Origin of the sequence: Bacillus cereus group sp. N8, from assembly GCF_016483685.1 — a bacterium.
GTDB lineage: Bacteria > Bacillota > Bacilli > Bacillales > Bacillaceae_G > Bacillus_A > Bacillus_A proteolyticus.
Genome location: NZ_JAEHBK010000007.1, coordinates 1 through 17,071, shown reverse-complemented (window position 1 = coordinate 17,071; position 17,071 = coordinate 1). Strand labels below are relative to the sequence as shown.

Genomic DNA, 17,071 nt, shown 5'->3' with positions numbered 1-17,071 from the left:
TTCGATACCTCAAGTCCTTTGCCTTCTATTTCCTATGTCATCTTACTTAAATTTTTTCCTAAAATCTTTATAATAGTACGTATATGCAAAAAAATGAGGGGGATCAAGTTTGACACTTGAAATATTAAATAAGTTTAACATAGAGCAATTTCAAAATGATTTAATTGGTTGGTTTGAAAAAGAACAACGTGATTTACCGTGGCGAAAAAATAAAGATCCATACCGTGTTTGGGTTTCGGAAATTATGTTACAGCAAACAAGGGTGGAAGCTGTAAAACCATATTACGCAAATTTTATGGGGAAGTTTCCTACGCTTGAAGCGTTAGCAAATGCCGATGATGAAGACGTATTAAAAGCATGGGAAGGCTTAGGTTATTATTCTAGAGCGCGAAATTTACATGCAGCAGTAAAGGAAGTAAAAGAAGTATACGGCGGGGAAGTACCGAGCGATGTAAAGAAAATCGAAAAACTAAAAGGAGTGGGACCATATACAAAAGGTGCCATTTTAAGCATTGCATACGGTATACCCGAGCCGGCGGTTGATGGAAATGTTATGCGCGTATTATCTCGTATTTTATCAGTGTGGGATGATATTGCAAAACCAAAAACGAGAAAAGTGTTTGAAGAGATTGTGCGTGAAATTATTTCAGCTAAAAATCCATCCTATTTTAATCAAGGTTTGATGGAATTAGGAGCATTAATTTGTATACCGAAAAATCCATCTTGTTTACTTTGCCCTGTACGTGAACATTGCCGAGGATACGCTGAGGGTGTTCAAAAAGAATTACCAGTAAAGAGTAAAGCGAAAGCACCTACAATGGTACCGCTTGTTGCAGGAGTACTTCAAACTGAAGATGGTCGTTACGTAATTAATAAGCGTCCGGATACCGGGTTGTTGGCTAATATGTGGGAATTTCCAAATGTTGAACTTGGCGAAGGGATCCGAAATCAGAAGGAGCAGCTTACAGATTATATGAAAGAAAAATTTGAGCTCACGGTTTCCATGGATGAATACGCCATGAATGTACAGCATACTTTTACACATCGTACTTGGGATATATTTATATTTTACGGAAAAGTAACCGGTGATATTGTGGAAACAGATACATTGAAAATTGTATCGGAAGAAGCATTTGAACAGTTACCTTTCTCGAAATCGCATCGTACAATTTACGAAAATTGTGTGAAGAAAATTACAATGCAATAAATGAAAAAAACGTGTTCTAGAACTTTGGAACACGTTTTTTTTATTGGGGGAAATTTGTATTTCGAGGCTAAAAATCCATGCTTTTATAATCCGCCACGTGACTCGATTTCTTTCACAATTTCTTTATAAATCGTTTGTCCTTCTACATTTAGATAAGGCATAATTTGCTGAAATGAATGATGAAAATGAGCCAATTCATCTTTGTTCCATTCATTTTTGGAAATCATAGTTAGCTCAGTCATATCACGTCCAGTATACATATTCCCACCTCCATCATATGTAGTTTGAATGAGTGATAAGAGATATATGCGTGAATTTTTTTAAAGAAAATTAAGGATAACTTCTAATTGAATTGGTTACATTATTGATTGTGGAGGTGAGAAAGATGAGTAAAAAACAACAAGGTTATAATAAGGAAACTTCTGGTGCTAGCATTCAAAGTACAAATGCTAGCTATGGTACAGAGTTTGCGACTGAAACGAATGTACAAGCAGTAAAACAAGCGAACGCACAATCAGAGGCACAGAAAGCACAAGCTTCTGCTGCTCAGAGTGCAAATGCTAGTTATGGTACAGAGTTTGCAACTGAAACAGATGTGCATGCAGTGAAAAAACAAAATGCACAATCAGCTGCAAAACAATCACAATCTTCTAGCTCAAATCAGTAATGATGGAAAAACACTTCTCCGTTCGAGAGAAGTGTTTTCTATGTGTGCGGGTCATTGTAATGAAAATAAAGGGAACGACATAACTTCTAATAAGTCAACAAATGTAGTCAAAGGAGAAAGAAGTGCGCGATTAGAAATATGTAATAGGAATTATAACTGGCGAATGAATTTAAAAGGGGGTAAGTGATGAACGATTTTGATAAGTTGGTAGGAGAGCAGTTGGAAACGATGGATGAGCTTTTAAAGTTACAATCGCATTTAGAGAAGTATCAGCAAATTGAAATGAGTGAAAGGGATACGTGCGATAAAAAAGAATTGCATTTTATCCGTCAAGAAATATATAGAACAGAAATAGCATTAAAACTTTTACATGAAAAATTTGAACAGCAAACGAATAATGTGATTCAATCTTTTGAAACCGAAAAAACAATTTCAAATTAAGGGTGAGATATGTTGTTGATTTTAGGTGAAAAGTCCTTTCTTAAACAGAGGTGAGGGGGCTTTTCTTTTTGTTATATCTTCGTTGGATCTTCTAAAATACGTATTGCTAATTCATAGGGAATGTTCCTTCGTTAAAAGGGTTAGTGATGTGGTATTCAATAATATAAACTTCATTATATTCCTCATGAAAACAAGTGTCCTATCGCTTTAGTTTTAAAATTTTGACAAAAAAGTTATAATAGAAAAAAAGTGAATGCAGTTCAAGGGGTAGTTAAGACAACTTAAGAAAAGCATTTGCGGTTGAAAGAAGGGAGCATATATGGGATTTCCCAAAGAAGGAGAAAAGGTACAAATACATAGTTATAAACATAATGGCTCCATTCATAGAATGTGGGAAGAGACAACAATTTTAAAAGGGACGCAGAGCCTTGTGATCGGAGCAAATGATCGTACAGTAGTTACGGAATCAGATGGTCGAACATGGATTACTCGCGAACCTGCGATTTGTTACTTCCATGCTAATTATTGGTTTAATGTGATTGGAATGCTGAGAGAAGAAGGAGTATATTATTATTGTAATTTAAGCTCTCCTTTTGCATATGACTCTGAAGCATTAAAGTATATTGATTACGACTTAGACATAAAAGTGTATCCGGATATGACATATACACTTTTAGATGAAGATGAGTATGAAAAGCATAGTCAAATCATGCAGTATCCACCTGTTATTGATACAATTTTAAAACGAAATGTAGCGCATTTAACACAGTGGATTCATCAAAGAAAAGGTCCATTTGCACCGGATTTCGTAGATATGTGGTACGAAAGATATTTAATGTACAGAAATTAAAACAAACCTGCAGGGGATTTCCCGGCAGGTTTGTCCTATTAGAGGGGGGATTATGTGCAAGGTATAAAAAGATATTTACAATTTGTTAAACCATATCGATGGCTTATTGCTATTACAATTGTTATCGGTCTAGTTAAGTTCGGTATCCCGCTTATTATGCCGTGGTTATTAAAGTATATTATCGACGATGTAATTCAAGGTGGGGGTTCACTTCAAGATAAAACGTCCCAATTAATAACGGCGATTGGGATAGCTTTTTTTATTTTTGCAGTATTAAGGCCACCGATTGAATATTATCGTCAATATTTCGCGCAACGTATCGCCAATACAATACTATATGATTTGCGGAAACATATTTTTGGTCACTTGCAAAAATTGAGCTTGCGTTATTATTCGAACACAAAAACAGGAGAGCTTATTTCACGTGTAATCCATGATGTAGAGCAAACGAAGGATTTTGTAATTACCGGTTTAATGAATGTTTGGTTAGATACTGCAACAATTGCGATTGCTATTATTGTTATGTTTTCTATGAATATAAAGTTAACGTTTGTTGCTTTATTGATTTTACCTATTTATGTTGTTGCAGTGAAATATTTTTTCGGACGTCTCCGAAAATTGACGAAAGAACGTTCACAAGCGTTAGCAACGATGCAAGGATATTTACATGAACGTATTCAAGGGATGCAAGTGACACGTAGCTTTGCATTAGAAGAGTATGAAAGGGGCCAGTTTGAAAAGAGAAATAATGAATTTTTAACGAAAGCACTAGCGCATACAAGTTGGACGGCGAGAACGTTTTCGGCAGTGAATACGTTAACGGATTTAGGGCCGTTACTCGTTATTGGTTTTGCGGCGTATGAGGTAATTCAAGGGTCATTAACATTGGGGACTATGGTGGCCTTTGTTGGATATATGGATAGTTTATATAGTCCGCTTCGTCGCCTCGTTAATTCATCTACAACATTAACGCAATCTTTCGCCTCGATGGATCGAGTGTTTGAACTGTTAGATGAAAAATACGATATTGTTAATGTACCAAATGCGGTGCAAACGAAAAGGTTAGATGGAGAAGTTATATTTGATAATGTTTCTTTTCGTTATAATGCGGATGAAAAAGAAATATTGCATAATCTGTCATTAATTATGCGACCAGGAGAGAAGGTTGCGCTTGTAGGGGCAAGTGGAGGAGGAAAGTCATCTCTTGCTAGTTTAATTCCACGTTTTTATGATGTTTCTGAAGGTGCAGTTTATATAGACGGGATAGATGTAAGAAAGTATAATATGAGAAATTTACGTAGTCATATTGGAATTGTGCTACAAGATAATTTATTATTTAGCGATACAATCGGGGCTAATATTTTATATGGTAATCCGAAAGCTACAGAGGCGGAAGTGATTTCAGCTGCCAAAGCTGCACAAATTCATAATTTTATTACAGAGTTGCCAGAGGGCTATGATACTGTCGTTGGGGAACGTGGTGTGAAATTATCGGGTGGGCAAAGACAACGTGTAGCAATCGCGCGGGTTTTTCTAAAGAATCCATCTTTACTTATATTAGATGAAGCAACTTCCGCTTTAGATTTAGAAAATGAACGATATATTCAAGAGGCACTGCAAGCGTTAGCGGCAGATCGGACAACAATTATCATTGCACACCGATTAGCGACGATTACGCATGTTGATACAATTATTTATGTTGAAGATGGTGAAATAAAAGAAAAGGGTTCTCATGAAGAGCTAATGAAAAAGAGGGGATTTTATTACAATCTATATCAACTTCAGCATATAACAGAAACAGCTCCTTTAGCATAAAAGGAGCTGTTTTTTATTCGTCTTCTTTTTTATCTTCGATTTGGAGTTCACTCTCTGGTTTATGGTATGTGTAGAAGCTATCCACAAGTAAATCTAAATGCTCTACTTCCTCACTGTAGTTAATAATTGAAGAAATAAGAGGGAAGAGGTGTAACCATATTTTATATGCTTCCTCATCGTCCTTATTTTGATAATCCATAAAGATATCAATCAATTCTTGTTTACCTGTTTCAACTTCATCAAGCATCTCAACGGATTGTTGTTTCTTTGCTTTACCAATAAATTTTAATAAAACTTGTTCGTGATAATGCGTTAATGAATCAAGTTCGTTTTGAATAGATTCCTGAAACTCTTCTGGCATATAGCGCAGTTCATTTTCAGTGCGATGTAATGACTTTAACGTGCTTAAAGCGCGGCTTGTTGTCGCTAACATTTGTCTGAATAAAACGAGCTTACGAATTTTTGCGAACTGTACCTTTTTCGTGTAGCTTCTTTCTTCTTTATACAGCAAATAATAATGGTTTAGTTTGATCATTTTTTCTTTCATACGATCAATATCAGTTTTTAACGTTGTAAAGTCAGAAGCTTGCCTGCTGTTCATTCGAATCCATTTCACAATTTCTTCTGTATTATCAACGATACGGTGATAAAGCTTTGTTTCGTATTTTGGCGGCATAAATACTAAATTTACAAGTGAAGCCGCAATAATTCCGATCATAATCGTCGCAAAGCGAAGTAAGGCAAAATTAAAGAAATCTTCGCCTTGATACTCCATAATGGCGATAACTGTAACTAGAGCGATTGATATTGTGTTTTCTAATCGTAATTGTAATGTAAGAGCAATTACTAATATACATGTTAATCCAATAATAAAAGGATTATGTCCAAAAGCAGTAGCAAATACGATAGCGAATACCGCACCAATTACGTTTGCTTGAATTTGTTCAAGTGCCGTTAAATACGAACGGTATACAGACGGCTGAACAGCGAAGATAGCTGAGATTCCCGCAAATACCGGACTCGGTAAGTGAAGTAAAATACAAGCAAATAAAGCTAATGTAATGGCAATACCCGTTTTTAAAATGCGAGCACCAAGTTTCATACCCTTATTGATATCCTTTCTCTTGTCATAATGAATGTACAACATGATACTATACATTCATTACAATATGTTAGCAAGTGATATTTTAGTGATGTTAAAAAGTTTAATAAATAAATTACAATCAATTTATAATTTCTCCAAATTCTCTTTAAACATCTATTCTTTAATAAAAAAACCTGCTGAAATTCAGCAGGTTTCAAATTGTTATTATAGATTACTATGCGATGCTTGCTTCGTCAATTTTTTTATGAAAATAAATATTGTACATATCCCGCATTAATGCCCGATTGGTGAAGGCTAATAATCAGTGGGAGATGGCCCTCCACTGATTAAAATTTCACTTTATCATTCAGTTGAGATAGATGGGTCCGCCTGTTCTTTTTTCGGGATAATTTCATAGAAGTGAAGCTGGATATTATCTAATAATGGTGTTAATAAAGCGACTTCTTCATATTGTTCATGCTCATTTAATACACGAATGTAGTCTAATAATAATTCATTTACATCTTGCAAACCATTTTTGCTAATTGGCTGCAATGTTACATTTGCACCTTTAGCGATTCTTTGTTTTAAGGCTTGCTCTGTTAAACCTAAGTGTGGCTCATGACGTAAATAAACAACACCACCAGTCATGCCGGCACAAATCCATGGGCCAGGATCTCCTAAAACAAGAGCACGACCATTTGTCATATATTCAAAAGCAAACCCTTTTATATTGGAATATACGCCTATATTCCCTTGTTCTTTTTCACGGAGTGGTTTTGTAATTCGACCTCCAATTATCATGTCTGCCCCAGAAAGGCGAATGCCAGCACGAGCATCAGCGTTACCTTGCACGTATAATGCACCTTTTTGAGCGCCGTATCCAAATCCTTTTCCGACAGAACCGTTATAATATGTTCCATCTTTTCCTTTTGCTTTCGTTATATAAATGCCACCACCAAATGAAGTTTTCCCAATGCCGTCTTGCGCACCGCCGTTTACGTGTATAAATAAGTTCTCGCTATTGTACGCGCCTAATCCGTTTCCAGGAACAGAACCGTTTGTATACTTTAATGTAAGTGGTTCAAGATGAGTGTTTTCATATAATTTACTACGAACACGATAACAGGATTCTAGACCGCCCATTACACGTTGCTCTACGCCGACGCTTACTAATTCTTTTGACTGGAGAGAATTAGTTGATTCAAATTGTTTTTCTTGTACAGATTCCGTTATTTTCACGGATGAATCTTCTATCGTTTGTATTAAGTTTCGTAAGTCTAATAAGTTCTTGCCTCGAATTTGTTCTAATAAATCTGATCGTCCGACAATATCTTGTAAGTTTGTGTAACCGAGCTGCCCTGTTAAACGCTTTAGTTCTGTACCGAAAGTAGTGAATAGGTTTAATAACCCGGCAACTGCGCTTTCTAATTCACGTGGAACGAAACGGCGCAGTCCATGTTCTTTTGCTTGAGCTTCAGATTCAATTTGTGTTGCAATTCCGACGTGGCACGTATCGAGATGACAACCACGGCAAGTTGTACAGCCGATGGCAATCATTGATAATGTACCAAATCCAATCCGGTTTGCTCCAAGGAGCATGATTTTTAAGGCATCATTTACGCTTCGGATACCACCGTCTGCCCAAATCTCTACTTTATGTCTCATATGTGCTTCTAATAGAGCGTTATGTGCCGCTTTAACACCGATTTCTACAGGAAGACCTACATGTTGCAATGCATGAATACGTGCAGCACCTGTTCCACCATCAAACCCGCTAATGTTAATAAAATCAGCACCAGCTTTTGCAATACCGACAGCAATTGTTCCAATATTAGGAACGACAGGGACTTTTACAGCTACTTTTGCAAGTTGATTAGCCGTTTTAATTTCTGTAATCATTTGGGCTAAGTCTTCAATTGAATAAATATCATGGTTGTTAGAAGGTGAAATTAAATCCGAACCAATTGTAGCATTACGTGCTTCAGCGATTTTGGCAGTTACTTTTGAACCAGGCAAATGTCCACCTTCACCAGGCTTTGCTCCTTGACCAATTTTTATTTCAATTAAATTTGATGAATTTAGTAGTTCAGCGTTTACTCCAAATCGACCAGATGCAACTTGTTGTCCGCGTGTATTTGGGTATTTGCCAATCATATCTTTAATTTCGCCACCTTCACCGTTCAAACTAATCATGTTTAGCTGATCAGCAGCTTCTGCATATGCACGGAAGGCTATTTCATTTTGAGAACCGAATGACATGGAACTAATAATAAATGGTAAATCATGATTGTGTATGCCGATGGACACTTCTTCAGTCGGAATTACATGTTTTGTTTGTTTTGTTTGAATAAGGTGCCTGATTGCGATAGAGTTATTTTCTTCTAATTCACTTAACTTTTCGCGGTAATCATCATAAGAGTTTCCTTTGGCAACATCACCAATTGCTTTCCAAATCCGCGGGAATATATGAAATGATTTTCTCATTCTAACTTGTGGATTGTTATAATCAATGGCACGAATTTTTGCATCTTCAGCAATTGCTTCAAGTGAAAAAGCTAAATCATTTGAACCGAAGAAATTTGTAATTTGTAATGTATTTGCGATTTCCTCATGTAATCCAATAGAGGAGAAGAGGCGACCGTAACCGCGTAATTCATGAATTCCAATCGTTGAAATTACTTTCTCTAGGCCTTTATTAAGTGCGGTATACAAATTAGTAATTGGTGCTTTTGTTCCATCATTTACAGTTGCGAATAATAAATATGGATTAATACCGTCTGCCCCCAATCCATATAGTGTGACGATATCGTGTAAGGAGCGAAGGGCACCGGAACGTATAATGAGAGAGCATTTCCGGCGTAAGTTATTTTCAGTTAATGCTTGATGTACTTTAGCGGTAACTAAATGTGGATCAATCCATAATAGTTCATTTTGATGAGAGTTAGCGTCATCTAATAATAGTAGGGAAGCCCCATTTTTAACGGATGCTATCGCTTCGGAACTAATTCGATTTAACGCGCTTTGTAAATTTTCTGATGGACTAAATGTAACAGAAATTGTAGAGACAGAGCTATAAGTGGTGAATAGCTGTATAAGTTGTTCGTACGTAATCGTCTGTAAGTCTGCCGCGATAGGCTGAGCTAAATTTCCTTCTAAAATAATTGGAGAAAGCATCTCGATTACAAATGGTTGTTTAGAGTTATCTAATAAACTTGGACGTTCTCCGAGTACAGTACGTGTGGAGAAGTGTTCAACTTCTCGATCACGATCGATGGCTGGATTTGTCACAACGGCTACACTTTCCTTAATGAAATCGGCAATATTTCGTCTATCTGTATCAAGTGCGGCAAGTGGTGAGTCATGCCCAAGTGAACGAATTGGTTCGACACCTTTTGTTGCCATCTGTTCAAGGAGTTGAATATGTTCTCGATCCCAGCCGAAAGCAACGTATTGCTTCGTTTCAACTTGAACAGAATCACATAACCCTTTTGTTTCTTTCGTTTCAGGGATAGATAAGTTTACATGATAATTGGTAATATCGATTCGTTTCTTAAAACGGTTATATACTTCAATTTGATAACTGTCGTATTCATAGAGAATAAGCTCATCTTGTTCATTCCATTTTAGTCCAACTTTTTCTCCAGGCGCGAGTGGTTTCGGCCCTGCTACATACTCAGTTGGTGATACAACTCCAGGTTCAGAAGAGAAAATATAGGAGCTCTCTGTCTCTACTTTCCAAACTGGGCGCAATCCAAGAGAATCGACACTGAAAACAGCTTCATCTTTATAACGTGAAATGATGCCAGCTGGACCTTGGGCGAAATGCCCCCAAGCCTCACGTATATAAGTGTATAAGTTTTGTAAGTTTGTTTCGTAAAGTTTTATTTCATTAATAATTGGTGGAAATAATATATCCATTGCTTCAAATAAGCTGTAGTTGTACTGAACGAGAAGGGTTTCTAAGGTGCGGTTTAAATCTTGGGAGTCACTTCCCCCGACAGTAAGTGGTACATGAATCATTTCGGCTTGATCACGTAATTTGGCAATTGTATTAATTTCACCATTATGTCCGAGAATGCTAAATGGTTGTACACGAAAAAAATTAGATAATGTATTAGTAGAATAGCGATTATGTCCTAGTGTCATAGTTGAAGCGATAAGTGGGTGTTGTAAATCGTTGTAATAGGCAACAAGTGTATCTCCAGCACCTAGAACTTTATATACAACGTGATCACGACTTAATGAAGCAACGTGAATCGCTTCGTTTTCCTCTATTTTTATCGTTACAGCAAATAATGTTTGCTCAATATTTTTAACTCCATTTTCAGCGATAAGGGCAACTTGCCAAAATAAAGGTTCTTCCTGTTTACCAAGTGGGCCGAGTGCATCGGAATTTATTACATCATCACTTTCGAAAACAATAGTAAAGCTTTCGTTGTTTAATTGCGTGCGAATGTAATTTTTTAAATCAACAATATTTTCTTTTTTGTTTAGAAAAAAATGTCCAACGATAAAGTGGGGATGATCCACAATCGTTGGATTATATCCGCTACTTTTCAGTTTTTCATTCCAAAGTGCTTTTGGTATGTCGATATGAATTCCGATACCATCCCCTTCGCCATTAATAAAACCAGCTCTATGATTCATTTTGACTAGTGATTGTATACAAAGGTCGATGTTTTCTTTGGTAGGAATTCTTCGTTTTTCCATAACAGAAACGATTCCACACGCATCATGTTCTGCATTTCTATAATCTCGAAATAAAGACGGTGTCCATGTATTTTTTTTATTGAGCATCCGTCAATCCCCCCTCTTGTAAAAGAATGAATAATCTTACTATTTAAGGTGTAAATCACCTTGTACACAGAGATAATAACGATCTAAAAGAATATAAAACAGATAATTATGAATAATTATACTATTAATGCGGGATTTATGAAATAGAAAAAAGGAAAAAAGAAAGGTGAGCTTTCTTTTTTCCTTGTAATAACAGTATTATTTATTGTCTGCTAAAACAGCAAATGCTCTTCCAACAGCTTCAATTGTATATTCGATATCTTCTTTTGTATGTTCTGTCGTTAAGAACCATGCTTCGTACTTAGAAGGTGCTAAATTAATACCTTCTTGAAGCATTAGCTTGAAGAATCTACCGAACATTTCCCCATCTGTATTTTTGGCTGCATCGTAATCTTCAATTGTATTTGTCGTGAAGTATACAGTTAATGCACCTTTTAGACGGTTTACTGTAATATCGATGTTATGTTTTGCCGCTTGCTCTAAAATTCCTTTTTCAAGCATTGCGCCAAGTTCATCTAATTTCTCATAAAGACCTTCTTGTTGAAGTACTTCAAGGCATGCAATACCTGATGCCATAGAAGCAGGGTTTCCTGCCATTGTACCAGCTTGGTATGCAGGGCCGAGCGGAGCAACTTGTTCCATAATTTCTTTCTTACCACCGTAAGCGCCAATTGGAAGGCCGCCGCCGATAACTTTACCAAGTGCTGTTAAATCTGGTGTTACACCAAGTAAGTCTTGAGCACCACCGTACATAAAGCGGAAAGCAGTAATAACTTCATCATAAATTACTAATGCGCCAGCTTCGTGAACAAGTTCGTTTACTTTTTCAAGGAATCCTGGTTTTGGCTCTACAATACCGAAATTTCCAACAATCGGTTCTACAAGAATCGCTGCTACTTCGTGACCCCATTTATCTAATGCCTCTTTTAAAGTTTCTACATTATTAAAAGGAACAGTAATAACTTCTTGAGCGATACTTTGTGGTACGCCAGCTGAGTCAGGAGTTCCGAGAGTAGAAGGACCAGATCCAGCTGCTACAAGTACTAAATCAGAATGGCCGTGGTAACAACCAGCAAATTTCATAATTTTTGTGCGACCAGTGTAAGCGCGAGCAACACGAATAGTTGTCATTACTGATTCTGTACCAGAGTTCACGAAGCGGACTTTATCTAATGCAGGCATTGCTTCTTTTAACATTTTTGCGAATTTTACTTCTAGTGCTGTTGGTGTTCCGTACAGTACACCATTTTCAGCGGCTGTTGTAATCGCTTTTGTTATATGCGGGTGAGCATGTCCAGTAATAATAGGACCGTATGCAGCTAAATAATCGATATATTTATTTCCGTCTACATCCCAGAAATAAGCGCCTTTCCCGCGTTCCATTGCAACAGGAGCGCCGCCGCCAACTGCTTTAAAAGAACGGGAAGGACTATTAACACCGCCAACGATATGTTCTAATGCTTCTTTATGTAATGCTTCTGATTTTGTGAATTTCACTACCATTCATCTCCTTACAAAAATCTATGTATTATTCTAACATGTTTTTCGAAAAGACGTATTGTTTGTGATAGAGAAGGCAGTTGGGTAAACTATTCGTTGTGACATTTAGGAAGGGGGTCCGATTATGAAATCGGTAATTGAGGTACAAGGGTTACGTAAAGAGTTTACAGCCTATTCAAGTCGTCCGGGTTTAAAGGGTGCATTTCGCGATTTATTAAATCGTAATTATAAAATAGTACCAGCAGTAAATGATGTGTCTTTTACTGTAAAACAAGGTGAAATGGTTGGTTATATCGGTGAAAATGGTGCTGGTAAATCAACAACAATTAAAATGCTTACGGGGATTTTGACTCCGACATCAGGGCAGATTACAGTAAATGGAATGAATCCACATAAACAAAGAGAAGACTTTGTAAGAACAATTGGTGTTGTGTTTGGTCAACGCTCGCAGTTATGGTGGGACATTGCGGTACAAGAATCGTTTCGTTTACTCAAAAAAGTGTATGGTGTATCGGATGCTCAGTATAAGGAACATATGGAGCACGTAATTGAAACGTTAGATATCGGTCCTTTATTGGATAAACCGGTGCGGAAATTATCTCTTGGTCAAAGAATGCGTTGTGAATTGGCAGCAGCGTTAATTCATAATCCGCCATTATTATTTTTAGATGAGCCAACAATTGGACTTGATGTTCTTGTGAAACTGAAAATACGAGAATTTTTAAAAGAGATGAATGAACGTTATAAAACAACAATTTTATTAACAACACATGATATTACTGATATTGAAGCTTTATGTGAACGTGTCATCATGCTTGATGAAGGAAACATTATGTATGACGGTTCTTTAAATAATCTTCGTGCGCAGTGGGGAGCAGAGAAGGAAATACATTTTCAATTTATTGCACCAGTTTCCTATCAGGCTTTATCAATGGTTATGCCAGATAGTCATGTCGTTTGGTCAAAAGCGAAAGAGGAAAATGCGTGGGTTGCTAAAATCCCGAATGAAGAAATTATTATTTCAATGCTTATTTCTAAAGTAGTACAAGCTTTTCAAATTAAAGATTTAAAAATTAACGAAGTGTCTACAGAGGAAATTATTCGTAACATTTATGAAGAAGGTATTAAGCATGGGTAAGTATATTGAAATGATCCGTATTCGCTTTTTAATGATGCTTGCTTATCGTACAAATTATTACAGCGGGATTTTAATTTATACAATTAATATCGGTGCGTATTATTTTTTATGGCAAGCAATTTATAGTGGAAAAGAGAATATTGAAAGTTTATCTATTTCGCAAATGACTACGTATATTGCGATCGCATGGATGGCACGTGCTTTTTATTTCAATAATATAGATAGAGAAATTGCGATGGAAATTCAAGAAGGACGTGTAGCGGTAGAACTGATTCGTCCATATAACTATTTAGGGATGAAAGTGATGCAAGGTCTCGGTGAAGGGATATTTCGTTTTGCATTCTTTTCAATTCCAGGTATGGTTATCGTTACCTTATTATTTTCATTGCAAATTACAACGGATTTTCAAACGTGGTTATTTTTCTTCTTATCTTTAATATTTAGTTTTATCATTAATACACAAATAAATTTAATGACCGGAATGCTCACATTCTTCTTATTTAATAATAGTGGAATTATGTATGCGAAACGTGTTGTTATCGATTTATTTTCTGGTTTATTATTACCGATTAGTTTTTATCCGTTATGGGCTCAAAAAGCAATGGTATTTTTACCGTTTCAGGCCATTAGTTATATTCCGAGTATGATTTTTTCAGAAGGTATACAAGGAAGTAAATTGTATGAGGCATTATTATTCCAAGTAATTTGGGCAATTGTACTTATTATTCCAATTGTACTCATGTGGAGAACGGCGAGAAAACGTCTAATTGTACAAGGGGGATGATGAGATGATATATATAAACCTATTTTTGCAATATGCAAGCCAATATATAAAAACAAAATTGGAGTATCGGGGCGATTTTATCGTTGGATTACTTTCTGATTTATCACTGCAGGCTGTTAATTTAATCTTTATTCTCGTTGTGTTTGGACATACGCAAGCATTAAAAGGCTGGAGTAGAGAAGAAGTTATCTTTATTTATGGTTTCTTTTTAGTACCGTTTGCCATTTTCTCAGCTTTCTTTAACATATGGGACTTTAATGATCGTTACATTATTAAAGGAGAAATGGACCGTATATTAACGAGACCGATTCATAGTTTGTTTCAAATTATATTAGAAAGAATGGAACTTGAATCTTTAATTGGAGCGATTACAGGAATTATTGTAATGGGATATGCAGCAGTAGAATTACAGTTATCTTTTTACTGGTATGATTTCTTCTTATTCCTACTAATGGTAGGGGGAGGGGCGCTTGTGTATGGCGGGATATTTGTTACGCTTGCAAGCCTTGGGTTTTGGTCGGATGCGAAAAGTTCGATTATGCCGCTTATGTATAACATAGGGAATTATGGACGCTATCCTGTTGATATTTATAACCGTGTTATTCGCTTTATTTTAACGTTTGTTTTACCGTTTGCATTTGTGGGGGTATATCCAGCAGCATACTTTTTAAGAAAAACAGAGTGGAATAGCTATGCGTTTGCAACACCATTCGTTGGTATTATCTGTTTTACGATTGCAATAACTCTTTGGAATCAAGGGGTAAAAAGGTACCGGGGTGCTGGGAATTAATTATAGAAGCTTGTTTGTTTCTAAGGGATAAATCCAATGGCTGTCTCATACATATAAAATGAGGTGGAGGACATGTTATGGGGATTTATTCTATTAGTTGCAGCAATTGCTATTTTGAGAAGTGTCCAATTGTTATGGAGTTCATATTCAGATTCTAGGCGTTTCTTTTCGCTTTATAATTTAGCCTCCTTATTTTTAATTTATACAACGGTATTGATTGCGTTTGGGTTAAGTTATGTTGTATTAGAAGAAATGGGCTTTGCAGTTTTAAAAGAAGATGGAGAAAGCTTGCATGCTCAATCTTTTCAACTTGTAGAAATTTGCTTATATTTTAGCGCAGTTACTTTATTGTCCGTTGGGTACGGTGATATAGCTCCGATTGGAATAGGGAGATGGATTGCGATTGCAGAAGCGCTAATTGGATATACACTACCGTTTGCTTTTGTAATGAGGTCTGTAATAGACAATGAAAAATAAGATCGCATTTGATATAGTAAAAGAAAAGAATAGGAGTGATAACAATGATCACAGTAGGAGAAATGGCTCCAGAATTTACATTAGAGGGAAGTAACGGGGAACAAGTTCGCTTAGCTGATTTTCGTGGTAAAAACGTAGTTCTATATTTTTATCCGAAAGATATGACTCCAGGGTGTACAACTGAAGCATGTGATTTTCGAGATGCATATGGAGTATTTCAAGAGAAAGATACAGTTATTCTTGGTGTAAGTCCCGATTCAGCGAACAGACATCTGAAATTCATTGAGAAGCATGAACTTCCATTTGTACTTTTAGTAGATGAGGATCATAAGGTAGCGGAATTGTACGATGTTTGGAAATTGAAAAAGAACTTTGGAAAAGAGTACATGGGAATCGAGCGTTCTACATTCCTTATTAATAAAGACGGTGAGCTTGTAAAAGAGTGGCGTAAAGTGAAAGTGAAGGGACATATTGAAGATGTTCTTTCTTATATAAAGTAAATCCATTGGGGAGGTAAAATATATAGAAGTAAGGCGAGTGTCTATACATATTTTATCGTCTTACATAAAGTGAAGTGTAGGGCATACCTCCTCAGATGATAGTATTCCAAGTGCGATTATGTCGCACTTTTTTCTATGTAAATGTATAAAAAATAGGGAAAGATACATAAGAATAAGCCTATATACAAAAATAAACCACATACTTATAGTAGAAATATTGACGATTTATAAGAAAAGGAGTACACTCTTTATAAGAATTATAAAATAATAATCCGTATAGAATCGGGGTGCATGACGGTGGTCAAAGAAGAATTAAAAGAAGCGCTAGAAATGCTGAAAAATACGGGTGTACGCATTACTCCACAGCGTCATGCTATTTTAGAGTACCTTGTGGAATCTATGACGCACCCAACAGCGGATGACATTTATAAAGCATTAGAAGGTAAGTTTCCAAATATGAGTGTTGCAACTGTTTATAATAACTTACGTGTATTTAAAGAGGTTGGACTTGTAAAGGAATTAACTTATGGAGACGCTTCAAGTAGATTTGATTATGTTACAAGTCAACATTATCATGTGATTTGCGAAAAATGTGGTAAGATTGTTGATTTTCCTTATGGAGGTTTGGAACAGCTTGAAGAGGAAGCTGCGAAAACGACAGGCTTCGTTATTAATAGTCATCGCTTAGAAATTTATGGCGTTTGTCCAGAGTGTCATAAGGCGTAATATATAATAAAGAAAGAGGCTGACGGCTTTACGTGGTCTTATCCCTGTCAAGTAGACAATATTAAAAAGACTAAGCAGCCATCGAGATTCGATATTCTATCGGAGCTCGGTGGTTGAGTCGTTTTTGGAACCGTTTATAGTTATAAAAATAAATATACTCTTCAATTGCTTGTATTAAATCTGCTTCTGTTTTAAAATGATTCAAATACAACATTTCCGATTTAAAATGGGAGAAAAATGACTCAATACAGGCATTATCATGGCAGTTTCCTTTGCGAGAGTGGCTGCCAAT

General features: G+C 36.2%; 16 protein-coding genes. 11 read left to right on the top strand and 5 right to left on the bottom strand.

The features are described 5' to 3' along the window. The first annotated feature begins 109 nt into the window (after positions 1-109). Positions 110-1,207, top strand: a complete 1,098-nt coding sequence (gene mutY, locus JDS80_RS12920; RefSeq protein ID WP_199638748.1) for an A/G-specific adenine glycosylase — start codon at positions 110-112, stop codon at positions 1,205-1,207. An 83-nt stretch (positions 1,208-1,290) separates the two neighbouring features. On the opposite strand, the gene JDS80_RS12915 is transcribed toward mutY, so the two are convergent. Further along, positions 1,291-1,467, bottom strand: coding sequence for a hypothetical protein (locus JDS80_RS12915; protein WP_002094743.1), 177 nt, complete (start codon positions 1,465-1,467; stop codon positions 1,291-1,293). A gap of 125 nt (positions 1,468-1,592) precedes the next feature. On the opposite strand from JDS80_RS12915, the gene JDS80_RS12910 reads away from it, so the two are divergent. The 4 genes from JDS80_RS12910 to JDS80_RS12895 all read left to right on the top strand — a co-directional run bounded on the left by JDS80_RS12910 (position 1,593) and on the right by JDS80_RS12895 (position 4,980). Beyond that, positions 1,593-1,874, top strand: coding sequence for a gamma-type small acid-soluble spore protein (locus tag JDS80_RS12910; RefSeq protein WP_199638746.1), 282 nt, complete (start codon positions 1,593-1,595; stop codon positions 1,872-1,874). Positions 1,875-2,060: 186 nt separating this feature from the next. Beyond that, positions 2,061-2,315, top strand: coding sequence for a YgaB family protein (locus JDS80_RS12905; protein WP_071745395.1), 255 nt, complete (start codon positions 2,061-2,063; stop codon positions 2,313-2,315). Positions 2,316-2,634: 319 nt separating this feature from the next. Beyond that, on the top strand, positions 2,635-3,165 hold the full coding sequence (gene ntdP / locus JDS80_RS12900; RefSeq protein WP_000506627.1) for a nucleoside tri-diphosphate phosphatase: 531 nt from the start codon (positions 2,635-2,637) through the stop codon (positions 3,163-3,165). A 54-nt stretch (positions 3,166-3,219) separates the two neighbouring features. Further along, positions 3,220-4,980, top strand: a complete 1,761-nt coding sequence (locus JDS80_RS12895) for an ABC transporter transmembrane domain-containing protein (RefSeq protein ID WP_199638744.1) — start codon at positions 3,220-3,222, stop codon at positions 4,978-4,980. A gap of 13 nt (positions 4,981-4,993) precedes the next feature. Here the strand turns inward: JDS80_RS12895 and JDS80_RS12890 are convergent, their stop codons facing one another. From JDS80_RS12890 to hemL, 3 genes are all read right to left on the bottom strand, one after another. Further along, positions 4,994-6,082 (bottom strand): aromatic acid exporter family protein, encoded by a 1,089-nt coding sequence (locus tag JDS80_RS12890; protein WP_199638742.1) that lies wholly within the window; start codon positions 6,080-6,082, stop codon positions 4,994-4,996. Positions 6,083-6,427: 345 nt separating this feature from the next. After that, positions 6,428-10,864, bottom strand: coding sequence for a glutamate synthase-related protein (locus JDS80_RS12885; protein WP_199638740.1), 4,437 nt, complete (start codon positions 10,862-10,864; stop codon positions 6,428-6,430). A 198-nt stretch (positions 10,865-11,062) separates the two neighbouring features. Further along, positions 11,063-12,367 (bottom strand): glutamate-1-semialdehyde-2,1-aminomutase, encoded by a 1,305-nt coding sequence (hemL, locus tag JDS80_RS12880; protein WP_199638738.1) that lies wholly within the window; start codon positions 12,365-12,367, stop codon positions 11,063-11,065. Positions 12,368-12,488: 121 nt separating this feature from the next. On the opposite strand from hemL, the gene JDS80_RS12875 reads away from it, so the two are divergent. The 6 genes from JDS80_RS12875 (at position 12,489) to perR (ending at position 16,779) form a co-directional block, all read left to right on the top strand. After that, a complete protein-coding gene (locus tag JDS80_RS12875; RefSeq protein WP_071745400.1) occupies positions 12,489-13,502 on the top strand; it encodes an ABC transporter ATP-binding protein in 1,014 nt (337 codons plus the stop codon). After that, positions 13,495-14,286 (top strand): ABC transporter permease, encoded by a 792-nt coding sequence (locus JDS80_RS12870; RefSeq protein WP_071745401.1) that lies wholly within the window; start codon positions 13,495-13,497, stop codon positions 14,284-14,286. Before JDS80_RS12875 ends, JDS80_RS12870 begins: the two co-directional genes overlap by 8 nt. Positions 14,287-14,290: 4 nt before the next feature. Then, the gene (locus tag JDS80_RS12865) at positions 14,291-15,076 is read left to right on the top strand and encodes an ABC transporter permease (protein ID WP_071745402.1); all 786 of its coding nucleotides are present in this window, start codon (positions 14,291-14,293) and stop codon (positions 15,074-15,076) included. 72 nt (positions 15,077-15,148) lie between these two features. Continuing rightward, the gene (locus JDS80_RS12860; protein WP_071770979.1) at positions 15,149-15,553 is read left to right on the top strand and encodes a potassium channel family protein; all 405 of its coding nucleotides are present in this window, start codon (positions 15,149-15,151) and stop codon (positions 15,551-15,553) included. A 44-nt stretch (positions 15,554-15,597) separates the two neighbouring features. Then, complete coding sequence (gene bcp / locus JDS80_RS12855) at positions 15,598-16,053, top strand: thioredoxin-dependent thiol peroxidase (RefSeq protein WP_002017422.1); 456 nt, start codon at positions 15,598-15,600, stop codon at positions 16,051-16,053. Between the two features lie 297 nt (positions 16,054-16,350). Next, on the top strand, positions 16,351-16,779 hold the full coding sequence (gene perR / locus JDS80_RS12850) for a peroxide-responsive transcriptional repressor PerR (protein WP_000237831.1): 429 nt from the start codon (positions 16,351-16,353) through the stop codon (positions 16,777-16,779). A 70-nt stretch (positions 16,780-16,849) separates the two neighbouring features. Here the strand turns inward: perR and JDS80_RS12845 are convergent. Further along, a partial coding sequence (locus tag JDS80_RS12845) for an IS3 family transposase (RefSeq protein WP_199638737.1) occupies positions 16,850-17,071 on the bottom strand: 222 nt, incomplete at its 5' end.